The organism is Chitinophaga pendula, from assembly GCF_020386615.1.
Taxonomy (GTDB): domain Bacteria; phylum Bacteroidota; class Bacteroidia; order Chitinophagales; family Chitinophagaceae; genus Chitinophaga; species Chitinophaga pendula.
The window spans coordinates 7,068,657-7,095,595 of sequence record NZ_CP077769.1 but is presented as its reverse complement, the minus strand read 5'-3'; the positions used below and the strand labels follow the sequence as shown (position 1 = coordinate 7,095,595).

Here is a 26,939-nt window from a genome sequence, read left to right as displayed (position 1 = left end):
TTCTGCGTAGGGAGGTGAGGGATAAGACCGTTCATGGCATATTAGTTATTATTTCCCTTAACTTTATGTATTCATAAAATACCCAACCTACATGTACCCTAGATCAAAGTACGCGGTAGCAGCAGTTATCACCAGCTGCTTGGTTTTCTTATTATTGACCTTTACCGGATGTAAGCGAGAGCGGAAAGGGATGAATCCTGCCATGGCCAAATATATTGAGGCCTATACTGCGGGGGTTATCTCCAAGCAGAGTACGATACGCGTGCAGCTGGCTGGCAATGTAAATGTAACGCATACACAGAATGAGCCGCTTGAGAAGGAAGTATTCGACTTCTCTCCTGCCATCAAGGGGAAGACTTACTGGGCGGATGCTACTACGATAGAGTTCAGGCCAGATGAAAATCTTGATCCAGGAAAGACCTACAATGTAACTTTTAAGTTATCCAAACTGATAGACGTTCCCAAAGACCTTCATTCCTTTGATTTTGAGTTCCGGGTTATCAAACCTTCTTTTACGGTAGAAGACGGAGGTTTAAAGGCATCCGGCAATACTGTTCTGGACCGTATGAACCTGACCGGTGTGGTAAGTACTGCTGATGTGGAAGATCCTCAGATGATCGAAAAAGTACTGAAGGTACAATATAATGGTAAACAGCTACCGGTGACCTGGCAACATAATGCGTCGGACAAGGCTTCGCGGTTCACTATTGCCAATATTCAACGAGGAAGTGAGGCTCGTAATCTTGATCTCAGCTGGGACGGCGGATCGTTAAAAGCCGCTGGTAATGGCAAAAAAAGCATTGTAGTACCGGCAGTAGGTGATTTTAAAGTGTTGGATATAAAAGCGGTCAGTGATCCTGAACAGTTGTTGCTGGTTCAGTTTTCGGACCCGATCAGTGTTGCCCAGAACCTGGAGGGGCTGATCAGTATCAGCGGGCAAAGTGACCTGCGTTATACGATAGAGGGAAGTGAGGTAAAGGTATTTACGCCTAACCGGCTGGAGGGGAACTATACTGTTATCGTCAATGAGGGTATCATCAATGTCACTGATAAGCGGTTGGGTAAAGGCTTCAGTGGCAATATAAACTTTGAGAATACGCAGCCATCTGTCAGCATTCCGGGTCGTGGGGTGATCCTGCCACAGAGCAGCAAACTGGTGATGCCCTTCGAGGCTGTCAACCTGAACGCAGTTGACGTTACCATCATTAAAATCTATGAAAACAACATCCCCCAATATCTTCAGCAAAACAACCTGGATGGTAGCCAGGAACTACGTCGTGTAGGTAGTCCGGTTGTACAAAAGACGATCCGCCTGGATACTGACAAATCTCTCAATCTTCATAAGAAGAATCGATTCTACCTGGACATGGAGAAGTTACTGCGTACGGAGCCAGGCGCCATCTACCGGGTGACGCTGGGTTTCAGAAAGGCGTATGCCCTGCAGACTTGTACCAGTACGGAAGAGACAGATGCCGACACTCAATCGGAGGATGAGGAAGCCTATTACGGAGAGAAGATTGACGAGGATGACAATTTCTGGGCGCGATATGATAACTACTATCCTTACGGATACAATTGGCAAGAGCGGGAAAGTCCCTGCAGCAATTCCTACTATAATAAAAACAAATGGGCTTCCCGTAATATCATTGCTTCCAATATTGGTCTTACGGTAAAGAGGGGCAATGATAATAGTATGGTGGTGGCCGTAACGGATATACGTGATACCAAACCGATGATGAATGTGGAGCTTGAGCTACTGGACTTTCAGCAGCAGGTGATCTATAAGACGAAAAGTGATGGGGAAGGGCTGGCTATGTTTGAGTTAAAACGTAAGCCTTACCTACTGATCGCAAAAAAGGAAGGCGAGCGAGGTTATCTTAAACTGGATGATGGTAGTTCGCTTCCGTTGAGCCGTTTTGATGTGAAAGGAGCGGAGATACAAAGTGGTCTAAAAGGTTTTATATACGGGGAAAGAGGAGTATGGCGGCCAGGAGACAGTCTGTTCTTAACGTTCGTGCTGGAAGACAAGGAGCACAAGTTGCCCGACAACCATCCGGCTACGCTGGAATTGTATAATCCCAAGGGGCAGTTATATAAACGCATCATACAGTCCAAGCCATTGAATGGCTTCTATAATTTCAATACTCTTACTAGCGCGGACGATCCTACGGGTAATTGGAGTGCGAAGGTAAAAATCGGGGGCGCTTCTTTCCAGAAGAACATTAAGATCGAAACGGTGAAGCCCAACCGTCTGAAGATCAATCTGGACTTTGGACAGCAGGTTGCCTTATCCAAGAGTTCGGCTAACAAAGGTAATTTATCTGCCATGTGGCTTTTTGGCGCTACTGCTCAACACCTGAAGGCGAAGGTGGATGTGGCATTGAGTTCGCAGGCTACCAAGTTCAATAAATTTGACGGCTATAGTTTTGATGATCCTGTAACACGTTTTGAGACGGAGAATAAAACGGTATTTGAAGGGCCACTTAGCGGAGACGGGAATGCGGTTGTGCAGGCTAATCTGCCATTGGGTAAGTTAGCTCCTGGTCAGTTGAAGGCGAATTTTGAAGTGAAGGTATTTGAGCCCGGAGGTGATTTCAGTATAGATCACTTCTCTATGCCTTATAATCCTTTTGCTTCCTATACGGGTATCCGTATTCCGCAGGGGGACCGCCTGACGGGTATGCTGGTAACGGACAAGCCGCATGAGGTGAGTATTGTGAATGTGAATGAGCAAGGTCAGTTATTAAGCGGTACGCAGGAGGTGCAGGTAGAATTATATAAGATACGCTGGCGGTGGTGGTGGGATGAAAATGAGTCTGATGATTTCAGCAATTTCACACAGGACAGTTATAACCAGCTGTTGCAGAAGGAGACCATCACTTTACATCAAGGTAAGGGTAAATGGAATTTGTTGATCCGGCAACCGGATTGGGGTCGTTATCTGATCCGTGTTAAAGATCTGAAGAGTGGACATACGAGTGGGCAGGCTGTATACATAGACTGGCCGGGATGGGCGGAAAGGATGCAGAAAGAGCACCCTGCCGAAGCGGCTATGTTGGTGTTTACGGCAGACAGAACGCAATACAAGACAGGGGAAGACATTGTGCTTACCATACCGAGCAGCGCCGGCGGGCGGGCATTACTGAGTGTGGAGACCGGCAGTAAAGTGCTTAAAACATATTGGGTGGATACCAAACAAGGGCAAACCATTTTCAAGCTCAAGGCGGAGAAAAATATGGCGCCCAACATATATGTAAACGTCAGTTTGCTGCAGCCACATGCACAGACTGTTAATGACCTGCCTATACGTATGTATGGTACTATTCCTGTTTCCATAGAAGATCCGGGTACGGTACTAAAGCCGCAGATCTCGCTACCGGCGACGTTACAACCGGAGCAGACTACCAGTATTACGGTATCTGAAGCACAAGGGAAAGCGATGACCTATACGGTGGCTATTGTTGATGAAGGTTTATTGGATCTGACACGATTTAAAACACCGGATGTACACGGCGCTTTTTATGCCCGGGAAGCGTTGGGAGTAAAGACATGGGACCTGTTTGACTATGTGATCGGTGCGTGGGGAGCGGATATGGAACGTATACTCAGTATCGGTGGGGATGAAGGATTGGATAAGGGTGCCAGTTCGGCGAAGGCTAACCGGTTTAAACCCGTGGTGAAATTTATGGGACCTTTCTATTTAAAAAAGGGGCAAAAACAGACGCATCAATTTAAGTTACCACCCTATATAGGATCGGTAAAAGCAATGGTAGTAGCCGGACAGGACGGGGCATACGGTCAGGCAGAAAAAGTAGCCGCTGTTAAAAAGCCGTTAATGCTGCTCACTACTTTACCCAGGGTACTAGGGCCAACGGAGGTGATCCAGGTACCTGTTACCGTGTTCGGATTGGAGAACAATATACGTAGTGTCAATGTGACTTTTAACTCCAACGGATTACTGGAAGTAGTAGGGGAACGTACTAAAACAGTTACTTTCTCTCAACCCGGAGAGCAACTCGTTTATTTTGATGTACGTGTTAAATCGCAGGTGGGCATAGCGAAGGTGAAGATCAGTGCCAGCAGTGGCCGTGAGCAGGCGGAGGAGGCTATAGAGCTGGAGGTGCGTAATCCTAACCCGGTTATCACCAATGTTACTGAGCAGACGCTTATCGGCGGTCAGCAATGGAGCAGCAGCTATCAACCGGTGGGTATGGCAGGTACTAATAAAGGTATCCTGGAGGTATCTACTATTCCGTCGCTCAACCTGGCTAAGCGGTTGAGCTACCTGATTGCTTATCCTCATGGTTGTGTGGAGCAGACCACTTCTGGTGTCTTCCCACAGCTGGTGCTGGGGCAATTGACAAATTTGAAGGAAAGTCAGCAAGCGGAAATTGATCGTAACATTAAAGCGGGTATTAACCGGTTGAAAGGCTTCCAGACTTCTGATGGTGGTCTTAGTTATTGGCCGGGTCCGGGTAATGCCGACGAGTGGGGCACCAATTATGCTGGTCATTTTATGCTGGAGGCGCAGGCCAGGGGTTATACATTGCCGGCGGGCTTCCTGGATCAATGGAAAAAGTACCAACGCAATAAAGCAGCGGCCTGGGCACCCAGTACAACTAACTTCTATGGTGGCGATCTGACACAGGCTTACCGGCTGTATCTGCTGGCGGTGGCTAAAGTACCTGAGTTAGGTGCTATGAACCGGCTAAAGAATTTCCAATATTTGTCGGATGCAGCGAAATGGCGGCTGGCGGCAGCTTATCGTTTATCCGGCCAGCCAGAGATCGCCAATTCGCTTATAAAAAATCTACCTACTGACGTCAAACCATATACGCAGCTCGGCGGTACTTATGGTTCGGATCTTCGTGACCGTGCTATGATACTGGAAACGCTCACCTTATTGGGCCAACGTAACCGCGCAGGAGAACTGGTTAAACAGCTGGCAGCGTTATTATCCCAGGACACCTGGTATAGTACACAAACGACAGCTTATAACCTGATCGCCATTGCGAAATTCTGCGGTGCGAATACGGGTGGTAGTAAGATGAGTTTTTCTTACCAGTTGAGTGGCAGCAAGGGTGTGGTGAATGAAAACTCTTATGTGACGCAGTTGCCGGTTAATGTTAACAGTGCCAGTGGAACGATCAGTATTCATAACAATGGTCAGAATGTGCTGTATGCAAGGCTGATCTTACAGGGACAACCGGAGGCAGGCCGTGAGCCGGTGGCGGAGAACAATCCGGCAGTATTGGGTATGCAGGTGCAGTATCGTACCCGCGACGGCAAGCCGTTGGATCCGGCTACGTTAAAACAAGGATCGGACTTTATGGCGACGGTGACGATACAAAACCCGGGTAACCGTGGTTACTATGAGCAGATGGCCTTAACGCAGGTGTTCCCATCCGGATGGGAGATATTAAACACCCGTTTGATGGAAAGCGACAGTGCGTTCCAGACATCTCCTTATACCTATATGGATATACGGGATGACCGCGTCTATACTTATTTCAATATTGAGGAACGTAAGGCAGTTACTTACAATGTGCTGCTTAATGCAGCTTATCTGGGACGGTATTATTTACCAGCCACTTCCTGTGAAGCGATGTATGATAATAAGATACACGCTTTTGTACCAGGTAAGTGGGTAGAGATTGTGAAATAGTGCACATGACGAGAGGACAACGTGTAAGGAGCTGGATGATCCGCAGGAAGTGGTTATTAGTTATTACAGGTATATTATTATTGTTATACTATCTGTGTTTGCCGGCTCCTTTATTTAAGGAGCCGACTTCTTATGTGATAGAGGATAGTAACGGAGAGTTACTGAATGCCAGCATTGCTACTGACGGGCAATGGCGATTTCCGGTATCGCCGGCTGTTCCGGATATGTTTGCGAGATGTATTGTTGCTTACGAGGATAAGCGTTTTTATTATCATTGGGGGATTGATCCTATTGCGATGGCCCGTGCTATTCGCCAGAACCTATCGCGGAAGCGGGTGGTTAGTGGTGGGAGTACTTTGACGATGCAGGTGATACGATTGGCCAGGAACCAGCCACGTACGCTGTGGCAGAAGCTGATAGAGGCGGTGTTGGCTACCCGGTTAGAATTTTCTTATTCCAAACGCGGTATTATTGGTTTATATGCGGCACACGCTCCTTTCGGTGGGAATGTGGTCGGTTTGGAAGCTGCGGCGTGGCGTTATTATGGCCGTAGTCCCGGGCAACTATCGTGGGGGGAGATGGCGGCACTGACGGTATTACCTAACAGCCCAGCATTGGTACATCCGGGGCGTAACAGGAACATCCTGTTACAAAAAAGGAATCAGCTATTAGACAGACTACAACGCAATGGCACGCTGGATAGTACGACCTGCCGTTTATCCAAGCTGGAGCCTTTGCCGGACGCTCCTCTCCCACTTCCACAGCTGGCTCCTCATCTGCTGAGTAAGTTCCGGAAGGATATGCCGGCAGTAGACCATGATGGCGATACCCGTATAAGGACGACGGTAGAAGCGGGATTGCAAAAGAATGTGATCCGTATTGTAGAACGGTATCAGCAAAGTTATAAGGCCAACGGTATCAACAATGCTGCTGCCCTGGTACTGGATGTGGAGACTGGTAATGTGCTGGCCTATGTGGGCAATGTTTACCATCCGGATGATCCGGAGTTGGAGAGCCATGTGGATGTGATCCAGGCTCCCCGTAGTCCCGGAAGTACTTTAAAGCCTATTTTGTACAGTGCGATGCTACACGACGGTATGATCCTGCCTCATACACTAATTGCGGATATACCCACGCAGATCGCCGGTTATACGCCACAGAATTTTGATCTGGCCTATGACGGAGCGGTGCCTGCTTCCAAAGCGTTGGCAAGATCGCTCAATATTCCTTTTGTACGCCTGTTACAGCAGTACCGGTATGAGAGGTTGCATGCATTGCTCAAGCAGCTAGGTATTTCAACGCTCGGTAAACCTGCGGATCACTATGGGTTATCGCTGATCCTGGGAGGTGGGGAAACGACCTTATGGGAGCTTAGTGGTATTTATGCCAGTATGGCCCGTACATTACTGCATGTAGCGCAATACCAGGGTAAATATGATGCGGATGATATACACGGACCCAACTATCAGTTGAATTTGGAACGTCGTTCTGCGCATACGCCATCGGCATATGGGCCTATGGATGCGGGATCTATCTGGTATACCTTTCAGGCGATGCAGGAGGTGATGCGACCCGGGGAGGAATTGTTATGGCAGCAATTTTCCTCTTCTCAGCGTATAGCCTGGAAGACGGGTACCAGCTTTGGGTTCAGGGATGGATGGGCGATAGGTGTAACACCCAGGCATGTGGTGGCAGTATGGATCGGGAATACGGATGGGGAAGGCAGACCTGGGCTGGTAGGTGTTTCCACGGCAGCGCCGGTGCTTTTTGATATCTTCCGGTTACTGCCCAATGATGGGTGGTTCAAGACACCTTATCAGCAGATGCAACAGATACCGGTATGTCGCCAGAGTGGGCACCGAGCCAGCGATCAATGTCCGGATACAGATACCATGTGGATACCTGTCGCCGGATTAAAATCGAACGTATGTCCTTACCATCAGCTGGTACACCTGGATCCCAGTGGTAAATGGCGTGTAACGGCGGACTGTGTTCCTGCGGGGCAGATACAACATCGATCTTGGTTTGTATTACCACCCGCTATGGAATACTATTACCGTTCAAAACATTACTATGAATCGCTGCCACCTTACAAGCCGGAGTGCCTGGCGACGTTACAACAGGACAAAGCGCCCATGGACCTTATCTATCCCAGAGCGGGTGCGCGTATATACGTCCCTGTTGAGATAGACGGAACGCCCGGGGAGGCTGTTTTCACAGCTACACACAGTAATCCTGCAGCAAAAATCTACTGGCACCTTGACAACCAGTTTGTCGGTACTACCAGTGACTTTCACCAACTGGCCCTTCATCCACCGTCGGGCAAACACATGATCACGTTAGTGGATGAGAATGGGGAGCAGCTCCAAAGCAGTTTTGAGATATTGGATAAACAGCAATAAGGTGTTGTCTTAATAATTGTATTTCTCTTTCCAGAGTGCTTTCAGATAACGTCTCAGTTCATCTTCCCGCGGGTTTTTCCCCGGATCATAAAATTTCGTTTCACTGATCTGCTCCGGCAAGAATTCCTGGAGTACAAAGTTGTTTTCGTAGTCGTGGGCATAAGCATATCCTTTGGCATATCCCTGATCTTTCATGAACTTGGTAGGTGCGTTCCTGATATGCATCGGTACCGGCAGGTCTCCGGTTTTGGATACGATTGCCTGGGCCTTGTTAATGGCCATATAGGAGGCGTTGCTTTTAGGAGAGGATGCGAGATAGGTGACACATTGGGACAATATGATACGTGATTCCGGGTAGCCTATCAGATTGACGGCCTGGAAACAGTTTGTTGCCAGGAGCAAGGCGTTGGGATTGGCATTACCGATATCTTCTGAGGCCAGTATTACTAAACGGCGTGCGATGAATTTCACATCTTCTCCCCCTTCTATCATACGGGCGAGCCAGTATACGGCTGCATTGGGGTCGCTTCCTCTGATAGATTTGATAAAGGCAGAGATGATATCGTAGTGTTGTTCTCCGCTTTTGTCGTAGATGGCCACGCGTTGCTGTGCGATGTCCATTACTTTCTGGTCGGTGATCACTATGGGATCTTCCTGCAAGGTATCTACTACCAGTTCAAAGAGATTGAGGAGTTTGCGGGCATCGCCTCCGGAAATATTGAACAAGGCGGTGGTTTCCTTCAGTGATATATTTTTTCCTGCCAGCCAAGGATCTCTTTCCATGGCTTGTGCCAGTAATTGTTCCAGTTCGGTTTTCCCCAGGGGTTTGAGTACATATACCTGACTGCGGGAAAGTAAGGCCGCGTTGACTTCGAATGACGGGTTTTCAGTGGTCGCACCGATCAGGGTGATGATCCCTTTTTCGACTGCCCCCAATAAGGCATCCTGTTGGGATTTGTTGAAGCGGTGTATCTCGTCGATGAAGAGCACTGCATGTTGTTGTTTACGGGCGATCTCTATTACTTCTCGTACTTCTTTTACGCCGGCGGAGATGGCGCTGAGTGTATAGAAGGGTACCTGGAGGGTGTGTGCGATAATATTAGCGATCGTGGTTTTACCTACGCCAGGCGGGCCCCACAATATCATAGAAGGTATTCTTCCTTGCAGGAGTGCCTTTCTCAAAATACTACCCTGGCCGGTGAGATGTTCCTGCCCGACCAGTTCATCCAGTGATGCTGGTCTCAACCTTTCTGCTAGTGGTTCCATGCTATTTACGTTTTATTTCCCCGGGGGTATTTATTTCCCGTTATTAATGCTATTCATCTTTAGCTCCATGATCCCTTTAATGGAGCGGGCTCTTGTGATTGCCAAACGGGCCTTTTCTCCTTCGAACAATTCCTGTACCGTACTTTCAAAAAGTTGCAGCCAGCGATCAAAATGGGCGGGTTGCAATGGTATGCGTTCGTTGAGGCGGAAGTGGGGGTTCATGGGATTGCGGCTATAGGCGGTACCATCCAGGAGGATATGTTCCCAGAAGTCGTACATAACCGGCAGGTGAGCGGGCCAGTCTACTTTTGCGACGTCGTTGAAAATAAATCCGATCACCTCATCTGCTTTCACCTTGGTATAGAAGGCATCAATGAGCAGTATAATATCGTTCCTGTCTTTGATCGTACCTTTTGCCATAGCCTGAGCCGCTAGTATTGTTTGTCTTCTGTATCGATATCCTGTTGTTGTGCGGCGATGCTTTCCTGCCTTAGTTTCCATTTTTTGAGGAAAAAGAATGACAGTATGCAGTTTACCAGTACTGCGCAGCCATGTAAAATGATGAATGTCAGGAAGCCGTTCATGACTTTTTTTACTGCGGTGATGCTTACGTTCTGTTGTTCAGCCGGCAGTTGTTCCATCATTTCTTTTATGGCGTCGTCGCTGCGTATGCCCAGGAAGAGCAGGCAACCAGCGATCATGTATAGGGCATATAATATGGCTAATACGCCCATGATACGGATACCACCTGGTGTATTTTCCTTCAGGGGGATTTCCGGATGCAGCAGGCTTCTTTGCAGATATAATGATAATATGCTATGGATGAATACTACCCCCAGGACCATCATGACGAGCAGTCCTTGGGAGAGGGAAGGTAGGAATGCGATAGACATGAGGGAGGATACCAGGAAGAACCCGATGATCATCAAATTAATATTGGTGAGTATTCTAAACACTTTAAAACTTATAGACATATAGTTCTGCTTCATTTAACGCCCTACAAACCTAGTTAAATTTTAACTTTTTATGGGTTTCGGGGGTATTTGGCGTTTAAATCTGCTTACCATTTATCATAAGCATGGTAGCGAGTTGTTCTGTTTTCCTTAAATTTAGAGATTAAACCTGATGTTTACTTATGAAGAAATCCTACGCTAAATGGCCGTATATGGCGGCTATGGTCGCTATGACAGCCTGCGCCCAACAGGGGTCGAAGGAAGCCGGAGAGGCATCGGATACCGCCCGGGTGCCCGCTTTTGAGCTCAGTAATATAGATTCCACGACCCAGCCCTGCGACAATTTTGACGATTTTGCCAATGGCAACTGGAAAAAGAACAACCCGATCCCGGGTACGGAGAGCCGCTGGGGATCTTTCAATGTGCTTGATAAGCAGAACAAGGAGATCCGTTTGAAAGGCATTATTGATGAGATCGTGGCTCAGACGGGATTGAAAAGTGGAACGGAAGAGCAGCAGATCGCCGATTACTACAAGTCCTTCCTGGACACAGCTACTATCGACAAGCTCGGTATTGCGCCTTTACAGCCCTGGTTGGATAAGATCAATGGGGTTCAGTCTTTGAACGACTGGATGAAAGTGACCGGTGAATTGCAACAATTCCGGGTATTGTCATTTTTCAAGGTAACGGTGGATGCGGACGAGCGTAACAGCAAGGTAAATGCAGTTCACGGTGAGCAGGATGGTCTGACACTGGGAGAGAAAAGTTATTATGAGCGACAGGACTCCAGTACTGTTAACGTGCGTAAGGAGTATGTACAGCATATTGATAAAATGTTTGGCCTGGCTGGGTTCAAAGATGCGAATCCCGGGCAGACGATCCTGACATTTGAGACTAAACTGGCGGGGCTGCAACTCAGCAATGTAGAGTTGCGTGATCCTGTTAAGACTTACAACAAAACCAGCTATGCGTCGCTCAAAACATTTGCGCCTGCTATTGACTGGGATGTATATACCGGAAGTCTTGGTGTAAAGACGGATACCATTATCCTGCAGAACATCGATTATCTGAAAAAGACGAATGGTTTCCTGAAAGCCGCACCTATAGAGACACTGAAGACTTATACCCGCTGGCAGTTACTGACTGCTTTTGCGAATAGTCTTCCCAAGCCGCTGGATGATGAGTCATTCCATTTCTTCGGAACGATCATGCGTGGTACTAAGGCGCAGAAAACCCGTGCTGAGCGTGCTATCCGCTCTACCGATTTTACTCTTGGTATGCCGTTGGGTAAGTTGTTCGTGAAAAAATATTTTCCGGAGAGCTCCAAACAGAAGGTATCTGAGATGATTGAGAATGTGCGTAAGGTGTATGGTCAGCGTATTGATCAGCTTACCTGGATGAGTGATTCTACTAAAAAGATGGCTCACCAGAAGCTGGCGGCCTTCACTTATAAGATCGGTTATCCTGATAAGTGGAAGGATTATTCTTCCATCAAGATACAGCCTAATACGCTGATAGAAAATACCATTGCTTCCCTGCGTTACAAACACCAGGAAAAGTTGGATAAGATCGGTAAGCCGGTAGACAAAAGTGAGTGGCTGATGTCTCCGCAGACGGTGAATGCTTATTATAACCCGGTTAATAACGAGGTGGTATTTCCGGCAGGTATCCTGCAGCCACCTTTCTTTAATCCTAATGCGGATGATGCGATCAACTACGGAGGTATTATTGCTGTGATCGGTCATGAGTTTACCCATGGTTTTGACGATCAGGGTTCTCAATTTGACGCGGAGGGTAATCTGCGTAACTGGTGGACACCTGGTGACCGGGCTAATTTTGAGAAACTGGCGAAGGGTTACACCAATTATTTCAATGGTATTGAGGTATTGCCTGGTTTCCATATCAACGGTTCGTTGACTTTGGGTGAAAATATAGCTGACCTGGGTGGTCTTACGCTGGCTTACTATGCGTTGAAGCAATCGCTGGAAGGTAAGCCGGAGCCGGCCTTGATAGACGGGTTTACCTGGCAGCAACGCTTTTTCCTGGGCTGGGCGCAGGTATGGCATACCAATATTACGGATGCTGCGCTGCGCAACCAGATACAGACTGATCCTCACTCTCCGGCGACGGCTCGTATCAATGCGCCGTTACGTCATCTGAAAGAGTTTGCAGATGCCTGGAAATGTGCACCTGGCAGCAAGATGGTACTTTCTGATTCCGCCCGTATAGTTATCTGGTAATCCGATCTATTTGTCAAATATAAGTCTGAAAACGTATGTTTTCAGGCTTTTTTCTTTATATAAAAGGCACGAAAAAGCAAATTGCGGGAACGAATTTGACTGTACCTTTGTTCCTATGATAACTTTAATCAAACAATACCGACAAGAGTTACGTAATATATTGCTGCTTGTGCTGGCGGCGCTGGCTTTGCCATATGTACCGCAGGTATTTCACTTCCTGGCGACCCAAACGGGTACGATCATCTGTATTGCGCTGCTGTCCGGTTATATTATCGGGATGAGCCTGAAGGTACATTATCGCATATTGCTGATGCGTATAGCGCAGGAGAAGTAGCTGATCATTTAAAAGAACTGCATGAAATATACATTTGCTATTATCGGGTTATCTATGATAGCCATTTTGGGGGCCTGTCAGCAGCAGGCTTCGCAACAGCAGGCTCCTGCACAGGAAGAGCAAGCTGTTCCGGTTGCAGCCAGCCCGCTTGTGGCGGATAAGTTACCAGATCCTGTGTGTGAGATGCCTTATGACACGGCCTATAAGGAATGGGCGGTATATAAATCCGATACTTTACATTTTTGTTCTCCGACCTGTAAGGAGGTGTTTGAGAAGAACCCTGAGAAGTATATGGCTAAGTTGAAGCATTGATTTTAGTCACCAAATAAAGAGGGCGCTTTTACCAGGTAAAGGCGCCCTCTTTGTTTGTTATACTTTCCGGAATGGAAAAAAAGGCCATCTCTATGCAGAGACGGCCTTTTTTTATTATCGCTTATATCAAATCGTTAGAAGCTGTAGCGGAGTCCCAGTTGCATCTGGTGACGTGACGCAAAGAAGTCCTTTGAGTACGGTGTGCCAGGATCGGACCAGGTATAGGTAGGATAAGCATTAGAGCCAGCGGGAGCAGGTGTTTTTGATTTGAGGCCAATGCTTGCTGTTGAGTTAAATGTATTGGGGGAGAAATATTGGATACCCCAATCTTTATTAAGCAGGTTGGTGAGGTTCACGATATCGTAAGTAACGGTGAGGGTATGTTTGGTTTTACCGTTACCCAGTACGAAATCTTGTGTGAGGCGGAAGTCTGCCTGAGTATTCCAGGGGGTACGACCACCATTACGTTCTGTGAACTGACCACGTCTGCTGCGCAGGTATTTGTCGTTGTCGATATAGTTATCGAATTCGGCAGCCTGCTGTGCAGCAGTTTTAGTAGCTGAATTTTCGAAGAAGTTGATGGTTTCACCCACTTTAGGAATATAAGCCAGGCTCACCTGCTGTGGTGTGTTTTGTACGGTGGCGTTCATGAAGCCGTAGGAGAACGGTAGACCGGACTGGGTGTTGAAGAACACGGCGAAGTTGGATACGAAGCGGCCTTTACGATCCCATTTCACTTTATAGTTCACGGTGGATACGATTCTGTGACGGATATCGAAGTTAGAGTAGGCCAGCTGGGGATTGTTTGGATTGAGTGCCTGGTTCAGCTGCCAGTTGGACTCCATGGAGTTACGGATACCATTGGTGATATCTTTGGATTTACCATAGGTGTAGGCTATCATTGCGTTCAGGCCAAAAGCGAATGTTTTGCTTACCTGACCAGTGATGCTATAGCGGGAGCCATCTTTTGTATTGGAGAGCAGGTAAGCATTGGTATACTTATCGTTGATCTTACCACTTGGGAAGATAGGCTGTTGTTTGTTTACATCATATACATAGTAGTAAGGGTTATCTACGATGTTGATCTGCTGGAATTTCAGGTCATAGATCACTTTAGTGTAGATACCTTCTATGCTGAAGCGCCACTGATCCTGGGTGGTGTAATCGAGGGCGAGGCTGCTTCTCCATGCCTGTGGCATTTTGAAGTTGTTATCGATCAAGTCTACCTGGGTAGCCCCTTTTGCATCTTTTACATCTTTACCCTGTGCGGTTACGAACTGTGCGATACCATTAGGAGAGGTAGAGATGGGGTCGGAGCCCGCTACGGGTTTGCTTGGGTTGGTGCCGGTGTATGTGAAACGGGTATCGTATGCACCATAGGTCACGCCATTGTTGTAGTAGGCATATCCTAACCATGCGAATGGGATGCGGCCGGTGAAGAGGCCGGTACCGCCGCGTAATACGATGCTCTGATCGCCTTTGATATCGTAGTTGAATCCTAATCTTGGAGAGATCTGTACGCTGTTCAGGTATTTATTGCTGATATCTTTTGGCAGTGTGTAGTTGTAAGTGTTACCATAGTTGGGATCTACCGGTGCGTTGGTTGTTTTGTCGCTCAGCGGTTGTTTGTTGGGCAGACCGGTATAATCGAGGCGAACACCCGGTGTTAGGCGGAAACGATCTGACAGTTGGATATCATCCTGTGCATAGAGGCTGAGCAGGTTTACTTTAAACTGTGCCGGAGGGTTATCCCAGATGAAATCGCGGGTGTTGTTGGAGTAGTTAAAGTTACCTCTTACGCGGGACGGTTGGTTAGCGAGGAAGTCAGCGATAGAACCGTATTCTACGCGGCCGTTCCAGGAGTTTACGAAGCCATATGTGATATTATAGAATTCGTTGTGTGTACCGAAAGTAAAGGTGTGATTGCCTTTAAAGAAGGTTACGTTATCGGTGAATTCGAAGGTTTTTTGTTTCATGTTGAAGATGCTTGCTTCTCTATCTGTACCCAGGAAGATGGTACCGCCGGGTGCGGCGATCTGGATCTGCGGGATAGCGGGGTTAGAGAGGGGCTCGCGATAATCATGAATACTGGAGTAGCCGATGATGAGGCTATTGGACCAGGCGTTAGAGAAGTGGCTTTTCAGCTCGAGTACTGTAGAGCTTTGATTGTTGACCTGTTTGAAGTCGATACCACCGAAGCGGAAGTTTTGCTGATCCCGTTCCAGGTTGGTAGCACTGGAGGTGATGGTATTATTGCGTATGGACAGTTGGTGTTTGTCGTTGATGATCCAGTCGATGCGGTTGAAGAATTTGTTGGAGTTGGAGTAAATGCTGGTGTTACCGTAAGTACCAGGATCTATGCCATATGTGTTCTTCATGCGATTGGTGATATTGATGGCATCTTGTTCGCTGATGAGGCTTTTGATATCAGGAGAGCCGGCAGCGAGGATCACAGGGTCCTGGCGGCGGGTGATTTCTTCGTTGGTAAAGAAGAAGAGTTTGTCTTTGATGATGGGGAATCCCAGTCTTACACCTGTTTGATAGTCATGGAAGTCGGAAGGCAGTTTGGAGCCATCGCCTGCATTATTTTTACCAATCATGAAAGCGCCACGGCCGTATCCGTATACGGAGCCATGGAATTCGTTGCTACCGCTACGTGTAACGGCGTTGATGCTACCTCCGAGGAAGTTACCGATCTTCACATCGTACGGTGCGAGGTATACCTGTATGTCCTGGATTGCGTCGAGGGATACCGGGTTAGTGCGTGTGCTGCTACCTGGTTGTCCGGAGGTGTTGCCTTGTCCGCCGAGGGAGGGGCTGAATCCGATCGCATCGTTATTGATGGCACCATCGAGGGTGACGTTGTTGTATCTATAGTTAGTACCCAGGAAGGAGTTGTTACTGCTTTGTGGTGTAACGCGGGTAAGATCCTGGAAGCTGCGGTTGAGGGAAGGCAGCGTTTTGATCTGATCCTGGTTAACGCGGGTACCACCTGGTTTACCTGCAGCGGAACCTTTTACCACTACTTCGCTCAGGGCGGTTGATTCTTCTTTGAGTTGGAAGTTGAAGGTGGAGATACCCAGTCCGAGGTTTACATCTGATCTTTCTTCTTTACGGTATCCGATGAAGGTTGCGGAAACGGTGTAGGGGCCACCCGGGTTAAGGTTGGGTATCATGTAGCGACCATCTGCGTTGGTCTGTGCGCCATATTTAGCGCCTGTTGATGTGTTAACGGCCTGTATGGTGACGCCGGGGAGGGGTTCGCCGGCAGGACCGGCTATTTTACCGGTGATCTGAGAGGTGGTGATCTGCGCCTGCAATCCGGTGAAGGATACTGTTGCGATGATCATCAGCATGAAAAATTTGAGTAATAATCGTACCACGTGAATTAATTTGCGGCAAACCTATTAACGAATTGTTACGCTTATGTTAAGTCCATATTAAGGGAATGTTAACGCTCTTTATATGACAAGACGCAGACGATTATATTAAAACGGCCTTAAGAAGCCGGCCATCAGCTTAAAAACACCTTAAAAAGCCCTTTCTCCAAACAAAAAACGCCCCGCTCATTTACGAGGATTTTAGCCACTGTCGGGCAAGAAGACGGCTAGACAAGATGGCTTTGGATGTATAATCAGCGTTTATGGGTGGTGGGGTATAAATAAAAAAAACCGTCCCGGAAACGGGACGGTCAAAATAAAAAACAGCTTATGAAAATCTACGCTTAAATACTAGTAGTTAGTGTTGTTGGGATCCCAGTTGGTCCAACCTTGTGCCCAAGTGTCGTTTACGTCGAAGGCACCAGCATAAGTTACTTTCTTGAAGAAAGTACCGCTGATTTTAGCGCTGGTAAATTCAGCTTTATTCAGCAGTGGAGAACCAGCAACCGGACGAGCATCTACCGTTGTCAGAGAAGCCAGGTTAGCCAGTTTCAGATCTGCTACGGTGGTGATAGAAGCATCATTTTTGAATGTTGCGTTCACCAATTTTCCGATGATATCCCAAGTAGCAGGATTGGTAGTTAAATATTTACCGGTTGGGAATGCAGCAACGATGTTATTCTTGATCTGCATATCGCCATTATCGAAGAATCCTTGAGAGAGTGCGCCATCGATGAAGATGCCTGCATCGGGGAAGGAAGCGAATACGGAGTTGAATACGGACAGTTGTGTACCTCTTCTCAGGTGAGCAGCTCTTTTGAACGCGTTGTTGTTAGGCAGTACGGCACCTGTGATAGCGGTGGGTCCGAGGAAGGTCATGTTAGAGAAGGTAGGAGCAGTGATAGGCTGGCTCAGTGTAGCAGGAACCGGATCTTCGTTGTCAGATTCGAAACCATTAGAAGCACCACCTGAAAGCGCCCAGTCAGACAGGTCTTTATCTCTTACAGAAAGACCGAACTGTACGTTACCACGATAACCGTTGTCAGTATCGAAATCATCATCCAGGCCACGGAAAGCGATCAGGTTTTTAGCGTTCACGGTACCACCCCACCATTCGAAGGAGTCGTCGCCGGAGAAGCTTACTTGAACGTTTTCTACTACAGTACCGCTACCTACAGCGATAAAGGACAGGCCATTCAATTCAGAGTTAGGCTGAGCGGACAATGCGATACCGCTGAACTCGATACGTACATATTTGAGTACACCGGAGTTATCAGCATCATCAGGAGTAGTACCACCACCACCGATCAGGTCGCCGCCATATTTAGCGATGTCTGTTACATCAAAACCTTCGAGGAGACGTTGGTTAGGTACGCCATTGTAAGCAGTGTTTACTTTTGCTTTACCAGCCAGTACTACACCACCCCAATCGCCTGGGTTTCTTTGACCAGGAGCCTGGTTAGAAGTAAATACGATAGGCTTTGCAGCAGTACCTTCTGCATTGAGTTTGCTACCACGAGTGATAACCAGTACTGCTTTATTATTATTGTTTTTGATCGCTTTGATTACAGTGCCCGCTTCAATTTTCAGTGTTGCGTTGTTTTTAACGAATACGGGGCCACTGATGTAATAAACTTTATTGGCAGACAGGGTTCTATCAGCAGTGATAGCTCCACTTAAGGTATCTGATCCGGAGGGAGTTGGGTTAGGATTGTCAGTACCATTGTTTTTTGAACAGGAAACTACCGCAGCAGCCACCACACCGAGCATTAACAGGTTGAACGTTTGTCTCATGAGAAATTTTTTTGCGTTACAAAGATGATCTTCTAATATTAACTGAAGTTAACGGTAGCATTAAGCTATTGTTAATCCAGCCTCAGTTCTTGTTTTTTACTTACCATTCAGGTTGAATGACACGGAGATGCTGTAATTGGTTCCGTAGTTGAATCGATTGATCAGATAGTCTTTTCCTTCGTTAAATTTCTTGTTGTCGTCTATGTCTTGGTAGAATATGCCTCGTTGGTTGAGGATATCGGAGATACCTATTTTGAGTTCTGCATTTTTGAAGATGCGTTGAGATACCTGGAAGTCGAGCAAAGAGCGTGGATTTTCCCAGATGCTGGGATATCCTGAGTTGCCTACCTGTGCAATCCTTCTTCCGATCCTGTTGAACAGCAGGGAGGCGTTTGTACCGGTGCTTTCATGATCGAACTGGAGGCCGGCATTCACGAGGTAAGGAGATTGTCCTTGCATCGGGCGGGAAGTTTCGCCTACGAATCCGGCTGGGAATTCTACTTTACTGTGTATGTAAGCTACGTTTGCAAACAATGTAAAGTGTTCGAGGAGTGCGGAATTGAAGAAGTTCAGTTTTTTACGGAACTCTATTTCACCACCTATGCTAGTTGCTTTTTGCGCATTTGCATATGAGAAAATGGGTGAACCTGAATTGAAGGTATAGGTAGATTCAATTGGCTTATCGAAGTTTTTGTAGAATGCGGCTATTGTTACTACTTCTCCTTCTGCCGGGTACAATTCATAGCGCAGATCGATGTTGGTAATTTTTGTTCTTTCCAACTTGGTATTACCATAGAGGGTTCCGCTTTTTTCAAAGTCATAGAAGCTGAACGGTGCGATTTCGCGGAATTCCGGGCGAGCTACTGTTTGTGAAGCGCTGAGACGGATGTTTGTTTTTCTGTTCAGCTCATAAGTAAAGTTCACAGACGGCAGGAAGTCGTTTGCTTTATTAATAGAGAAGAGGTTTATTTTTTTAGGAGTCAGGCTTTGTTCGTATGCTTCAAAGCGGCCACCACCCACAAATCTCAGTTTATTAAACTGCAAATCGAATTGAATGTATCCTGCGCCGAGATTAGAGAAAGATGTGTATGCGTTTGAGGCGGTAGTCAGGTCATCCAGGTAGAATTTATCTGCGCTGAAGTTTTCCGGAGCGAAGATTTTATCCGGAGGCAACAGTAACAATTTCTCGTCGAATCTACCTAATACGATAGCGATTGCCCTGGAGTCAAAGTCTCTGTTTTTCCGTTGGTACAGGCCCCCTATTTTGATCTGTTGGTTAGCGCCTAACCATTTGAAAGATTTGGTCAGGTCGAGGGTACCGCCATATACTTTTTCATCCAGGTTGGAGAAGAAGCGGCCGGAGCTACGCGGGTTTCCGGTGAACTGGGGTACGGATGCGTAATAAGGTGCATCTGGTGTAGCAGCGGTATATACCAATCTTCTGAGATCAGGTAAGTCTTGCTTCAGCCAGGAGAAGTTACCATTCCATTTGATCTTTACATTAGCGCCACTTAAAAAGTGTTCACCGATCAGTTGGGAGTTCAAGAGTCTGTTAGATTTAAAGCTTAGTTCGCTGCTTTTAACGGAAACGTCTGTATTATTTGAGTTATCAATACCGGTACGTAAAATGGTTTGATCGGAACCGGTAATGTTGTAGGAGTTTTTCCAGCTGAACTTGTTTTTGCCTGATTGGTATACGATGTTGGCCAATCCACCTAACAGTATGTTTTGAGCGTATACTTTATCGCTATAATCGAAGCGTTTTTCGGTCGCGTCGTAAAATCTTCTTTCGGTATTGATGAATCTGTTTTGTTTATTGTAGTTGAGGGAGAAGACGCCACCGAAGCGTTTGCTTCCGGATGATTTGCTACTGAAGCCACCTGTTACCTGCAAGCTGGAATTGATAGGTGCATTTTTGCTGTTATATCCCCATACGGAGCCTAATGATTTACCGTATTCGGCGCGTTGTGCGGCGGGTGCGCTTTGCAAGGCATCGATACTAGGGAATTTATTGCTTAATAATCTGCTACCGTCATCGAAGCCGAGGAAGTCGTATTTACCACCTTTATAAGTAAAGAATTCCTTACCTACTGTTGCGCCATTGAAACCTGTACCTACGTTGAGGGTGAGGAAGTTGGCATCAGGGATATCTTTGGTATTTACTTGTACGAGGCCACCGGCGAATTCGCCAGGCATATCGGGGGTAGCAGCTTTATTGATGATGATGTTGTCTACGATATTGGATGGGAAGAGGTCGAATGCGAATGTTTTGCGATCCGGATCGGTAGAAGACAATAATGCGCCATTGAGTGTTGCCTGATTGTATCTGTCGGCGAGACCGCGAATGATGATATATTTACCTTCCTGAATGGAGGCACCGGATACTCTTTTCAGTACTTCGCTGGTATTACGGTCTGGTGATTTTTTGATAGATTCTGCGGATACTACCTGGGCGACGGTGTTGGTATTTTTCTGATAGGTGAGTAGTGCGTTAATGGATTCTTGTTTGAAGGATCCTCTTACTACTACTTCCTGCAAGGCTTTGGAGGAAGGTTCATCCATTACGACATCCAATGTAACGGGTGCGCCGGTGGTTATTTTTACATCGGAGATAGATTTGGTTTGGTAACCCATGTATTTGAAATCGACTACATAGGTTCCGGGAGTAACGGTAATGATGTATCTACCTTCTACATCCGTTACGGCGCCTTTGCCTGTTGATTGTACGAGTACGGTAACTCCTATCAAAGGTTCGCCGGTCTTTTTATCTGTTATTTTTCCAGCTATTTTCCCTGTACTCTGGGCGTTGGCGGTAAGGGCAATGAATAAAATGGATACTAAAACTAAGAAAGAATGACTAATAGTTCGTTTCACGTCTGTGGTTGATTATTTCAGGCGCAAAACTATCCGCGAGACATTATCGCATTGTTACGGCAATGTTACGAGAATGTTAATTGTTAAGGAATTATTACTAAATGGTTAACAATTAAGGGGGCGGTGAAATATGGAAAATTATTTTACGATAGGTATGGTATAGTGTTAAGGGTTATAGTTGGTTTTTTTCAGGATAGTGGTCGTCTGGATTGCTGGGCGGCGAAGCTATTTTTCAGTAAGTCCAGGGACATATCGATTTGCGAGCTGATATCGGAATACCGGCTGTTATCGGGCACTGCGTTAGTTAGTTGGAACAGGTGCAGGCTTTTGTTGGTGAACGGTTTATTATCCTTATTGCATAATTCCAGGCTAAAGTTGAACTTTTCTTCGAGTTCTTCTTCGAATTCGCGGAGGCTCAGTGTTTCGTCGATGGGGTATTCGATGAGTGCTTCGGATGTGAAGCCTGCTTCTTTGAGCGTATCGAAGGTATTGGCCAGCGAGTGGCGGACGTAGACGGCTACATTGCAAAAGAAAAGGCGTTGGAACTGCATCTGCAATAAGGAAATCGTCATCAGAGGATGTAACTTCAGAATTTTCATCTTGTCAAACTATCATTCAGGCAAACTTAACTGGTTACCTTTAATTTAATATTAAGCCGCTGTTATGCTATTGTAAAGATAATACGCAGCAGCAATTACATGAATATTATTAATAACATGTAAAGTATGTGCTATATCATCGGTCATGGTTGACCGGTGAGACAGCAATTTGCTGAAAGTAGAGAGAGGAGTGTATCCGTTGTAGGTGATGCTATCCGGGTATTTTACAAACAATTAACCGTTAGTAAAGGACACCGTTTTGGCGGCGGTCCAGGTGAGGGACATATCATCTTCATCTTCGGGCAGGACTACTTTGGTCCGGCTTACGGGATGGTGGTAGAGGTTCCACTGTCCGGCGTTATATTCCAACGACGTAAGGCTTTCCACCCAGTCTCCGGAGTTGAGGTACAGGATGGTTTTGCCCTCGTGTACCATTTCCTTCATGACAGGCTGGTGGATGTGTCCACAGCAGACTACATCGAATTTTTTGTCGATAGCGATTTCGGCCACTACCTGTTCGAAGTCTGAGATGAACTTTACTGCTTGCTTCACTCCCTGTTTCACTTTCTTGGAAAAGGACATTTTCTCCCTTCCTATATACTCCAACATATTGTTAACCAACCTATTAAGAATAATCAACAAGTCATAGCCTTTTCCTCCCAGTTTGGCGAGCCATTTGGAATTTTTCATGGTGACATCGTATACGTCGCCATGGAAGAACCAGTGCATTTTGCCATCCACTTCCAGCACGAGCTTGTTGTCTATTACAAAATTACTTAATCCGAACCCGGCATACTTTCTGAGCGCTTCATCATGATTACCGGTGAGATAGTATACTTCGGTGCCTTTGCCGATCATTTTGAGGATACGGCGGATCACTTTGGTATGTGCTTTCGGGAAGTATCGTTTGCTAAACTGCCAGATATCTATGATATCGCCGTTTAATATCAGTATCTTAGGATCTATACTATCGAGATACTGCACTAGTTCTTTAGCATGACACCCGTATATCCCCAGATGTACATCGGAGATAACAACTATATCTAATTGGCGTTTATCTGACATGGGCTTTTTCGGTGCACCCGCGGAATGACATTCTGCCTAGCCGGTGAAAACAATCATCTGCGGGTTGCTGTTTAAATTCTATTACAAAGGACGAATCGCTATATTACTTTTATATTAATCCAGTGTTAAGGAATTATTAATTCGCGTTTTTTCTTGTTGGTATTGGGTTTAGCGACCTATTTTTGCCGCAAATTTTCAAAATTTACTGTATGGGAGGCTTCAATTCATTTGTTAAATTATTCATGCCTAAAGACCGGGTTTTCTACTCCTTGTTTGAAGATGTAGCAGCTAACCTGGTGGAAATGTCTAGTGTGCTGATTGAGCTGGTGACCACGAATGATCCAGTGGTGCGCAAAGACAAAGTGAATCTGATCGAGCGTCTCGAACACAAGAATGATGACTATACTCATCGCATATTCGTAGAATTAGGGCAAAACTTTATCACTCCTTTTGACCGGGAAGATATTCACTACCTGGCTTCTACCCTGGATGATGTAGCTGACTACATCCATGGTTCTGCCAAACGTATTGATATTTACAAGGTACAGGAGATCACGGAGAGTATTCGTAAGCTGGCGGAGTTGATCCACCAGGGTGTACTTGAGTTGAGCAAGGCTATCCCCGAGCTGCGCAACATGAGGAATATGCGTAATATTACAGATGCCTGTGTTAAGATCAACAGCCTGGAGAATCATGCTGATGATATTTATGACCGTGCCATTGCTGACCTGTTTGACAAAGAGAACAATGCTGCCGAGCTGATCAAGATGAGGGAGATCTATCAGGCGCTGGAAATTGCGACTGACAAATGTGAGGATTCCGCTAATGTAATCGAAACGATCATTATCAAGTATGCCTAATCGTCTCCAGTAGTGGGCTGACGGCTGTATGTTCATTTGCGTAATCTCTCTTAACTTATGGTTTTTCTAGTTGTTATCATTATACTGGCACTCATTTTTGACTATATCAACGGGTTTCATGACGCTGCCAACTCTATAGCTACGATTGTATCGACGAAGGTGCTGACTCCTTTTCAGGCAGTAATCTGGGCGGCGGTCTTCAATTTTGCCGCTTTTTTCATTACTAAATATTTTATTGGGGAGTTCAAGGTGGGTAATACCATTGCGAAATCTGTTTTTGAGGATGCGGTAACGCTGAAGGTGATCTTTTCCGGGTTGGTGGCTGCCATTATATGGAACTTATTTACCTGGTGGTACGGTATCCCTTCTAGTTCCTCTCATACGTTGATTGGTGGGTTTATTGGTGCTGCTGTTACCAATGCACACGGTTCTTTTGCGGTGGTGGACTATCAGAAAGTGTTGCCTACTGTATATTTTATTGTGCTGGCACCCCTCATTGGTATGGCAGTTGCTTTTGTACTGACGATTATTATTGTCAATATATGTAAGAAGGCGAATCCATTCCGGGCGGAGAACTGGTTCAAGCGTTTGCAGCTGGTATCTTCTGCTGCGCTGAGCCTTGGTCACGGCAGTAATGATGCGCAAAAGGTAATGGGTATTATTGCCGCGGCGATGGTGGCGAATGGTACGATCGAAAACATCAAGGATCTGCCTAACTGGGTGCCGCTGGCGTGTTTTACGGCGATTGCGCTGGGTACGATGAGTGGTGGCTGGAAGATCGTTAAAACGATGGGTACCCGTATTACGAAGGTAACACCCCTGGAAGGTGTGGCAGCGGAGACTGCCGGTGCTATCACCTTGTTCCTGACCGAGAGCCTGAGTATCCCGGTAAGTACCACGCATACGATCACTGGTTCCATTATTGGGGTAGGTGCTACCAAACGACTGTCAGCAGTGCGTTGGGGGGTAACGGTAAGCCTTTTATGGGCCTGGATCATGACGATACCTATCAGTGCTTTACTGGCTGCCGGTGTATTTTTTGTAGTAAACTTATTTGTCAAATAACGCGTTTGTTCGTTGATATTCTGGCAAGGAGAAAAGGGGATAACCCCCCTTTTCTCCTTTTTGTTTTCGGGGGGTTTTTTAATTTTTTGGTCAAATAATATGGCATTTCATCCAGACCTGCTATTTTTGGGGGATTTTCGTTCCCTCATTTCACCATTTAAAATTAACCTACTAGTACGATGAAAGGAATTATTTTGGCCGGTGGATCCGGCACTCGGTTACATCCGATCACATATGCTATCAGTAAACAGATCATGCCTGTTTATGATAAGCCGATGATATATTATCCACTGTCAACGCTTATGCTGGCGGGTATTAAGGATATATTGATCATCTCTACGCCACATGATCTTCCTGCTTTTCAACGCCTTTTCGGGGACGGCAAACGTTATGGGCTTGACATCAGTTATGCAGAGCAGCCACAACCTAACGGGTTGGCACAGGCCTTTGTAATAGGGCGCGAATTCATTGGGAATGAAAAAGTTGCCCTGGTTCTTGGCGATAATATCTTCTATGGCGCCGGTCTTGGGGAGCAACTGGCTAAAAATGTAGATCCTGACGGAGGTATTGTATATGCCTATCACGTATCTGACCCGGAGCGATATGGAGTAGTAGAGTTTGATGAGCAGATGCGGGTGGTCTCTATTGAAGAGAAGCCTCAGCAGCCGAAATCCAACTATGCGGTACCTGGGCTTTACTTTTATGATAATGATGTGGTAGATATTGCCCGTGATCTGGCGCCCAGTGCGCGTGGAGAGTATGAGATCACGGACGTTAACAAGGAATATTTACGTCGGGGCAAGCTGAAGGTATCTATTCTGCCCCGTGGAACGGCCTGGCTGGATACAGGTACTTTTGACTCTCTGATGCAAGCTTCGCAGTTTGTGCAGGTGATCGAACAGCGTCAGGGTATTAAAGTGGCTTGTATAGAGGAGATAGCCTACCGGAAGGGCTTTATCACTGCCGAGCAGCTGCAGGAATTGGCGAAGCCATTGCTGAAGAGTGGTTATGGGCAGTATATTGAGGCGCTGCTTAAATAATGAACATCCGATAAATCCATAAATCAAAAACTATATGAAGGTTCTAGTTACCGGTGGTTGCGGCTATATTGGTTCACATACCATTGTCGATCTTATCAATCATGGCTTTGATGTGGTATCTGTGGACAGTAATATCCGCAGTACTACCCAATTATTGGAAGGAGTAGAGAAAATTACCGGCAAAAAGATCCGTAATTACAAAGTGGATCTGTGCAATCTGGAGGATACGCATGCTGTGTTTCACGAAAATCGTGACATTGTAGGTGTTATTCATTTTGCTGCGCTGAAAACGGTGCCGGAGTCTGTGGCAGATCCTTTGTTATACTTCCATAACAATCTGACATCACTGACCAACGTATTGAAATGTATCAAAGAGTTTGACATACCTAACCTGGTATTCTCCTCTTCGTGTTCTGTATATGGTAATGCCACCGAGCTACCGGTAGTGGAATCTACTCCGTTGTTAGAGGCACAGAGTCCTTATGCGCGTACCAAACAGATGGGCGAGCAGATGATCCGTGACTATAGCCATGTCAATACTACCCAATCTATATTGCTGCGTTATTTTAACCCGGTAGGTGCACATCCGTCTGCCCTGATCGGTGAGTTACCGATCGGTAAGCCAGACAACCTGGTGCCTATGATCACACAGACGGCGATCGGTAAACGTCCGCGTCTGACTGTATTCGGCAGTGATTATGACACCCGTGATGGTTCCTGCATCCGGGATTATATACATGTAATGGATATTGCCAATGCACATACTAAAGCGTTGCAATACCTGCTGGAGCATAAGAACAAGAGTAATTGTGAGACATTCAACCTGGGTACAGGTAATGGTGTAACGGTATTGGAAGCTATCAAGGCATTTGAGAAGATATCCGGCGTAAAATTGAATTATGAGCTTGGTCCGCGTCGTCCTGGTGATGTGATTGCCATCTATGCCAACAATACACATGCGAAGGAATCCCTGGGATGGGAGCCTAAGATAGGTATTGAGGATATGATGCGTACAGCCTGGCAATGGGAGGTAAGTCTGCGCGACAAGGTACTGGCCAACTGATGAGCCGGTTTGTGCTTAATATTAGCA

At 46.5% G+C, this 26,939-nt stretch carries 17 protein-coding genes; 9 read left to right on the top strand and 8 right to left on the bottom strand.

From position 1 onward, the window contains the following. Nucleotides 1-91 precede the first annotated feature (91 nt). Together KTO58_RS26790 and pbpC are read left to right on the top strand one after the other, a co-directional pair. Nucleotides 92-5,665, top strand: a complete 5,574-nt coding sequence (locus tag KTO58_RS26790; protein WP_095836462.1) for an alpha-2-macroglobulin family protein — start codon at nt 92-94, stop codon at nt 5,663-5,665. Nucleotides 5,666-5,670: 5 nt separating this feature from the next. Then, nucleotides 5,671-8,067 carry a penicillin-binding protein 1C gene (gene pbpC / locus KTO58_RS26785; RefSeq protein ID WP_225859938.1) on the top strand — a complete coding sequence of 799 codons (2,397 nt, stop codon included), beginning with the start codon at nt 5,671-5,673 and terminating at the stop codon, nt 8,065-8,067. 9 nt (nt 8,068-8,076) lie between these two features. On the opposite strand, the gene KTO58_RS26780 is transcribed toward pbpC, so the two are convergent. Genes KTO58_RS26780 through KTO58_RS26770 form a run of 3 tightly spaced genes read right to left on the bottom strand, consistent with a single transcriptional unit; the run spans nt 8,077 to nt 10,307 of the window. Then, entirely contained in the window at nt 8,077-9,333 is a 1,257-nt protein-coding gene (locus KTO58_RS26780) for a replication-associated recombination protein A (protein WP_095836464.1), read from the bottom strand. A 30-nt stretch (nt 9,334-9,363) separates the two neighbouring features. After that, entirely contained in the window at nt 9,364-9,753 is a 390-nt protein-coding gene (locus tag KTO58_RS26775) for a group III truncated hemoglobin (RefSeq protein ID WP_095836465.1), read from the bottom strand. A gap of 11 nt (nt 9,754-9,764) precedes the next feature. After that, complete coding sequence (locus KTO58_RS26770; protein WP_157752720.1) at nt 9,765-10,307, bottom strand: hypothetical protein; 543 nt, start codon at nt 10,305-10,307, stop codon at nt 9,765-9,767. 161 nt (nt 10,308-10,468) lie between these two features. Between KTO58_RS26770 and KTO58_RS26765 the strand changes: the two genes are divergently transcribed. From KTO58_RS26765 to KTO58_RS26755, 3 genes are all read left to right on the top strand, one after another. Continuing rightward, nucleotides 10,469-12,526, top strand: a complete 2,058-nt coding sequence (locus KTO58_RS26765; protein WP_095836467.1) for a M13 family metallopeptidase — start codon at nt 10,469-10,471, stop codon at nt 12,524-12,526. 115 nt (nt 12,527-12,641) lie between these two features. Then, nucleotides 12,642-12,860, top strand: coding sequence for a hypothetical protein (locus tag KTO58_RS26760; RefSeq protein ID WP_095836468.1), 219 nt, complete (start codon nt 12,642-12,644; stop codon nt 12,858-12,860). Nucleotides 12,861-12,881: 21 nt separating this feature from the next. Next, complete coding sequence (locus KTO58_RS26755) at nt 12,882-13,172, top strand: YHS domain-containing protein (RefSeq protein WP_198315097.1); 291 nt, start codon at nt 12,882-12,884, stop codon at nt 13,170-13,172. Nucleotides 13,173-13,306: 134 nt separating this feature from the next. Here KTO58_RS26755 and KTO58_RS26750 read toward each other — a convergent pair whose 3' ends face one another. The 5 genes from KTO58_RS26750 to KTO58_RS26730 form a co-directional block, all read right to left on the bottom strand. Further along, nucleotides 13,307-16,555 carry a TonB-dependent receptor gene (locus tag KTO58_RS26750; RefSeq protein ID WP_225859937.1) on the bottom strand — a complete coding sequence of 1,083 codons (3,249 nt, stop codon included), beginning with the start codon at nt 16,553-16,555 and terminating at the stop codon, nt 13,307-13,309. Between the two features lie 348 nt (nt 16,556-16,903). Next, nucleotides 16,904-18,346, bottom strand: a complete 1,443-nt coding sequence (locus KTO58_RS26745; protein WP_095836470.1) for a beta-helix domain-containing protein — start codon at nt 18,344-18,346, stop codon at nt 16,904-16,906. Between the two features lie 96 nt (nt 18,347-18,442). Beyond that, the gene (locus KTO58_RS26740; protein WP_095836471.1) at nt 18,443-21,220 is read right to left on the bottom strand and encodes a TonB-dependent receptor; all 2,778 of its coding nucleotides are present in this window, start codon (nt 21,218-21,220) and stop codon (nt 18,443-18,445) included. Between the two features lie 188 nt (nt 21,221-21,408). Next, the gene (locus KTO58_RS26735) at nt 21,409-21,819 is read right to left on the bottom strand and encodes a hypothetical protein (protein WP_095836472.1); all 411 of its coding nucleotides are present in this window, start codon (nt 21,817-21,819) and stop codon (nt 21,409-21,411) included. A gap of 234 nt (nt 21,820-22,053) precedes the next feature. After that, a complete protein-coding gene (locus KTO58_RS26730; RefSeq protein WP_095836473.1) occupies nt 22,054-22,884 on the bottom strand; it encodes a UDP-2,3-diacylglucosamine diphosphatase in 831 nt (276 codons plus the stop codon). Nucleotides 22,885-23,093: 209 nt separating this feature from the next. Between KTO58_RS26730 and KTO58_RS26725 the strand changes: the two genes are divergently transcribed. The 4 genes from KTO58_RS26725 to galE all read left to right on the top strand — a co-directional run bounded on the left by KTO58_RS26725 (nt 23,094) and on the right by galE (nt 26,912). Then, nucleotides 23,094-23,744 (top strand): DUF47 domain-containing protein, encoded by a 651-nt coding sequence (locus tag KTO58_RS26725; RefSeq protein ID WP_095836474.1) that lies wholly within the window; start codon nt 23,094-23,096, stop codon nt 23,742-23,744. 57 nt (nt 23,745-23,801) lie between these two features. After that, nucleotides 23,802-24,809: an inorganic phosphate transporter gene (locus KTO58_RS26720; RefSeq protein WP_095836475.1), complete on the top strand. Its 1,008-nt coding sequence runs from the start codon at nt 23,802-23,804 to the stop codon at nt 24,807-24,809. 179 nt (nt 24,810-24,988) lie between these two features. After that, nucleotides 24,989-25,849, top strand: coding sequence for a glucose-1-phosphate thymidylyltransferase RfbA (rfbA, locus tag KTO58_RS26715; protein ID WP_095836476.1), 861 nt, complete (start codon nt 24,989-24,991; stop codon nt 25,847-25,849). A 34-nt stretch (nt 25,850-25,883) separates the two neighbouring features. Further along, nucleotides 25,884-26,912: a UDP-glucose 4-epimerase GalE gene (gene galE / locus KTO58_RS26710; protein ID WP_095836477.1), complete on the top strand. Its 1,029-nt coding sequence runs from the start codon at nt 25,884-25,886 to the stop codon at nt 26,910-26,912. Nucleotides 26,913-26,939 lie beyond the last annotated feature (27 nt).

Coding starts and splice junctions, on each gene's coding strand:
- KTO58_RS26790 (WP_095836462.1), top strand. CDS start 92: ATGTACCCTAGATCAAAGTACGCGGTAGCAGCAGTTATCACCAGCTGC.
- pbpC (WP_225859938.1), top strand. CDS start 5,671: ATGACGAGAGGACAACGTGTAAGGAGCTGGATGATCCGCAGGAAGTGG.
- KTO58_RS26780 (WP_095836464.1), bottom strand. CDS start 9,333: ATGGAACCACTAGCAGAAAGGTTGAGACCAGCATCACTGGATGAACTG.
- KTO58_RS26775 (WP_095836465.1), bottom strand. CDS start 9,753: ATGGCAAAAGGTACGATCAAAGACAGGAACGATATTATACTGCTCATT.
- KTO58_RS26770 (WP_157752720.1), bottom strand. CDS start 10,307: ATGTCTATAAGTTTTAAAGTGTTTAGAATACTCACCAATATTAATTTG.
- KTO58_RS26765 (WP_095836467.1), top strand. CDS start 10,469: ATGAAGAAATCCTACGCTAAATGGCCGTATATGGCGGCTATGGTCGCT.
- KTO58_RS26760 (WP_095836468.1), top strand. CDS start 12,642: ATGATAACTTTAATCAAACAATACCGACAAGAGTTACGTAATATATTG.
- KTO58_RS26755 (WP_198315097.1), top strand. CDS start 12,882: ATGAAATATACATTTGCTATTATCGGGTTATCTATGATAGCCATTTTG.
- KTO58_RS26745 (WP_095836470.1), bottom strand. CDS start 18,346: ATGAGACAAACGTTCAACCTGTTAATGCTCGGTGTGGTGGCTGCTGCG.
- KTO58_RS26735 (WP_095836472.1), bottom strand. CDS start 21,819: ATGAAAATTCTGAAGTTACATCCTCTGATGACGATTTCCTTATTGCAG.
- KTO58_RS26730 (WP_095836473.1), bottom strand. CDS start 22,884: ATGTCAGATAAACGCCAATTAGATATAGTTGTTATCTCCGATGTACAT.
- KTO58_RS26725 (WP_095836474.1), top strand. CDS start 23,094: ATGGGAGGCTTCAATTCATTTGTTAAATTATTCATGCCTAAAGACCGG.
- KTO58_RS26720 (WP_095836475.1), top strand. CDS start 23,802: ATGGTTTTTCTAGTTGTTATCATTATACTGGCACTCATTTTTGACTAT.
- rfbA (WP_095836476.1), top strand. CDS start 24,989: ATGAAAGGAATTATTTTGGCCGGTGGATCCGGCACTCGGTTACATCCG.
- galE (WP_095836477.1), top strand. CDS start 25,884: ATGAAGGTTCTAGTTACCGGTGGTTGCGGCTATATTGGTTCACATACC.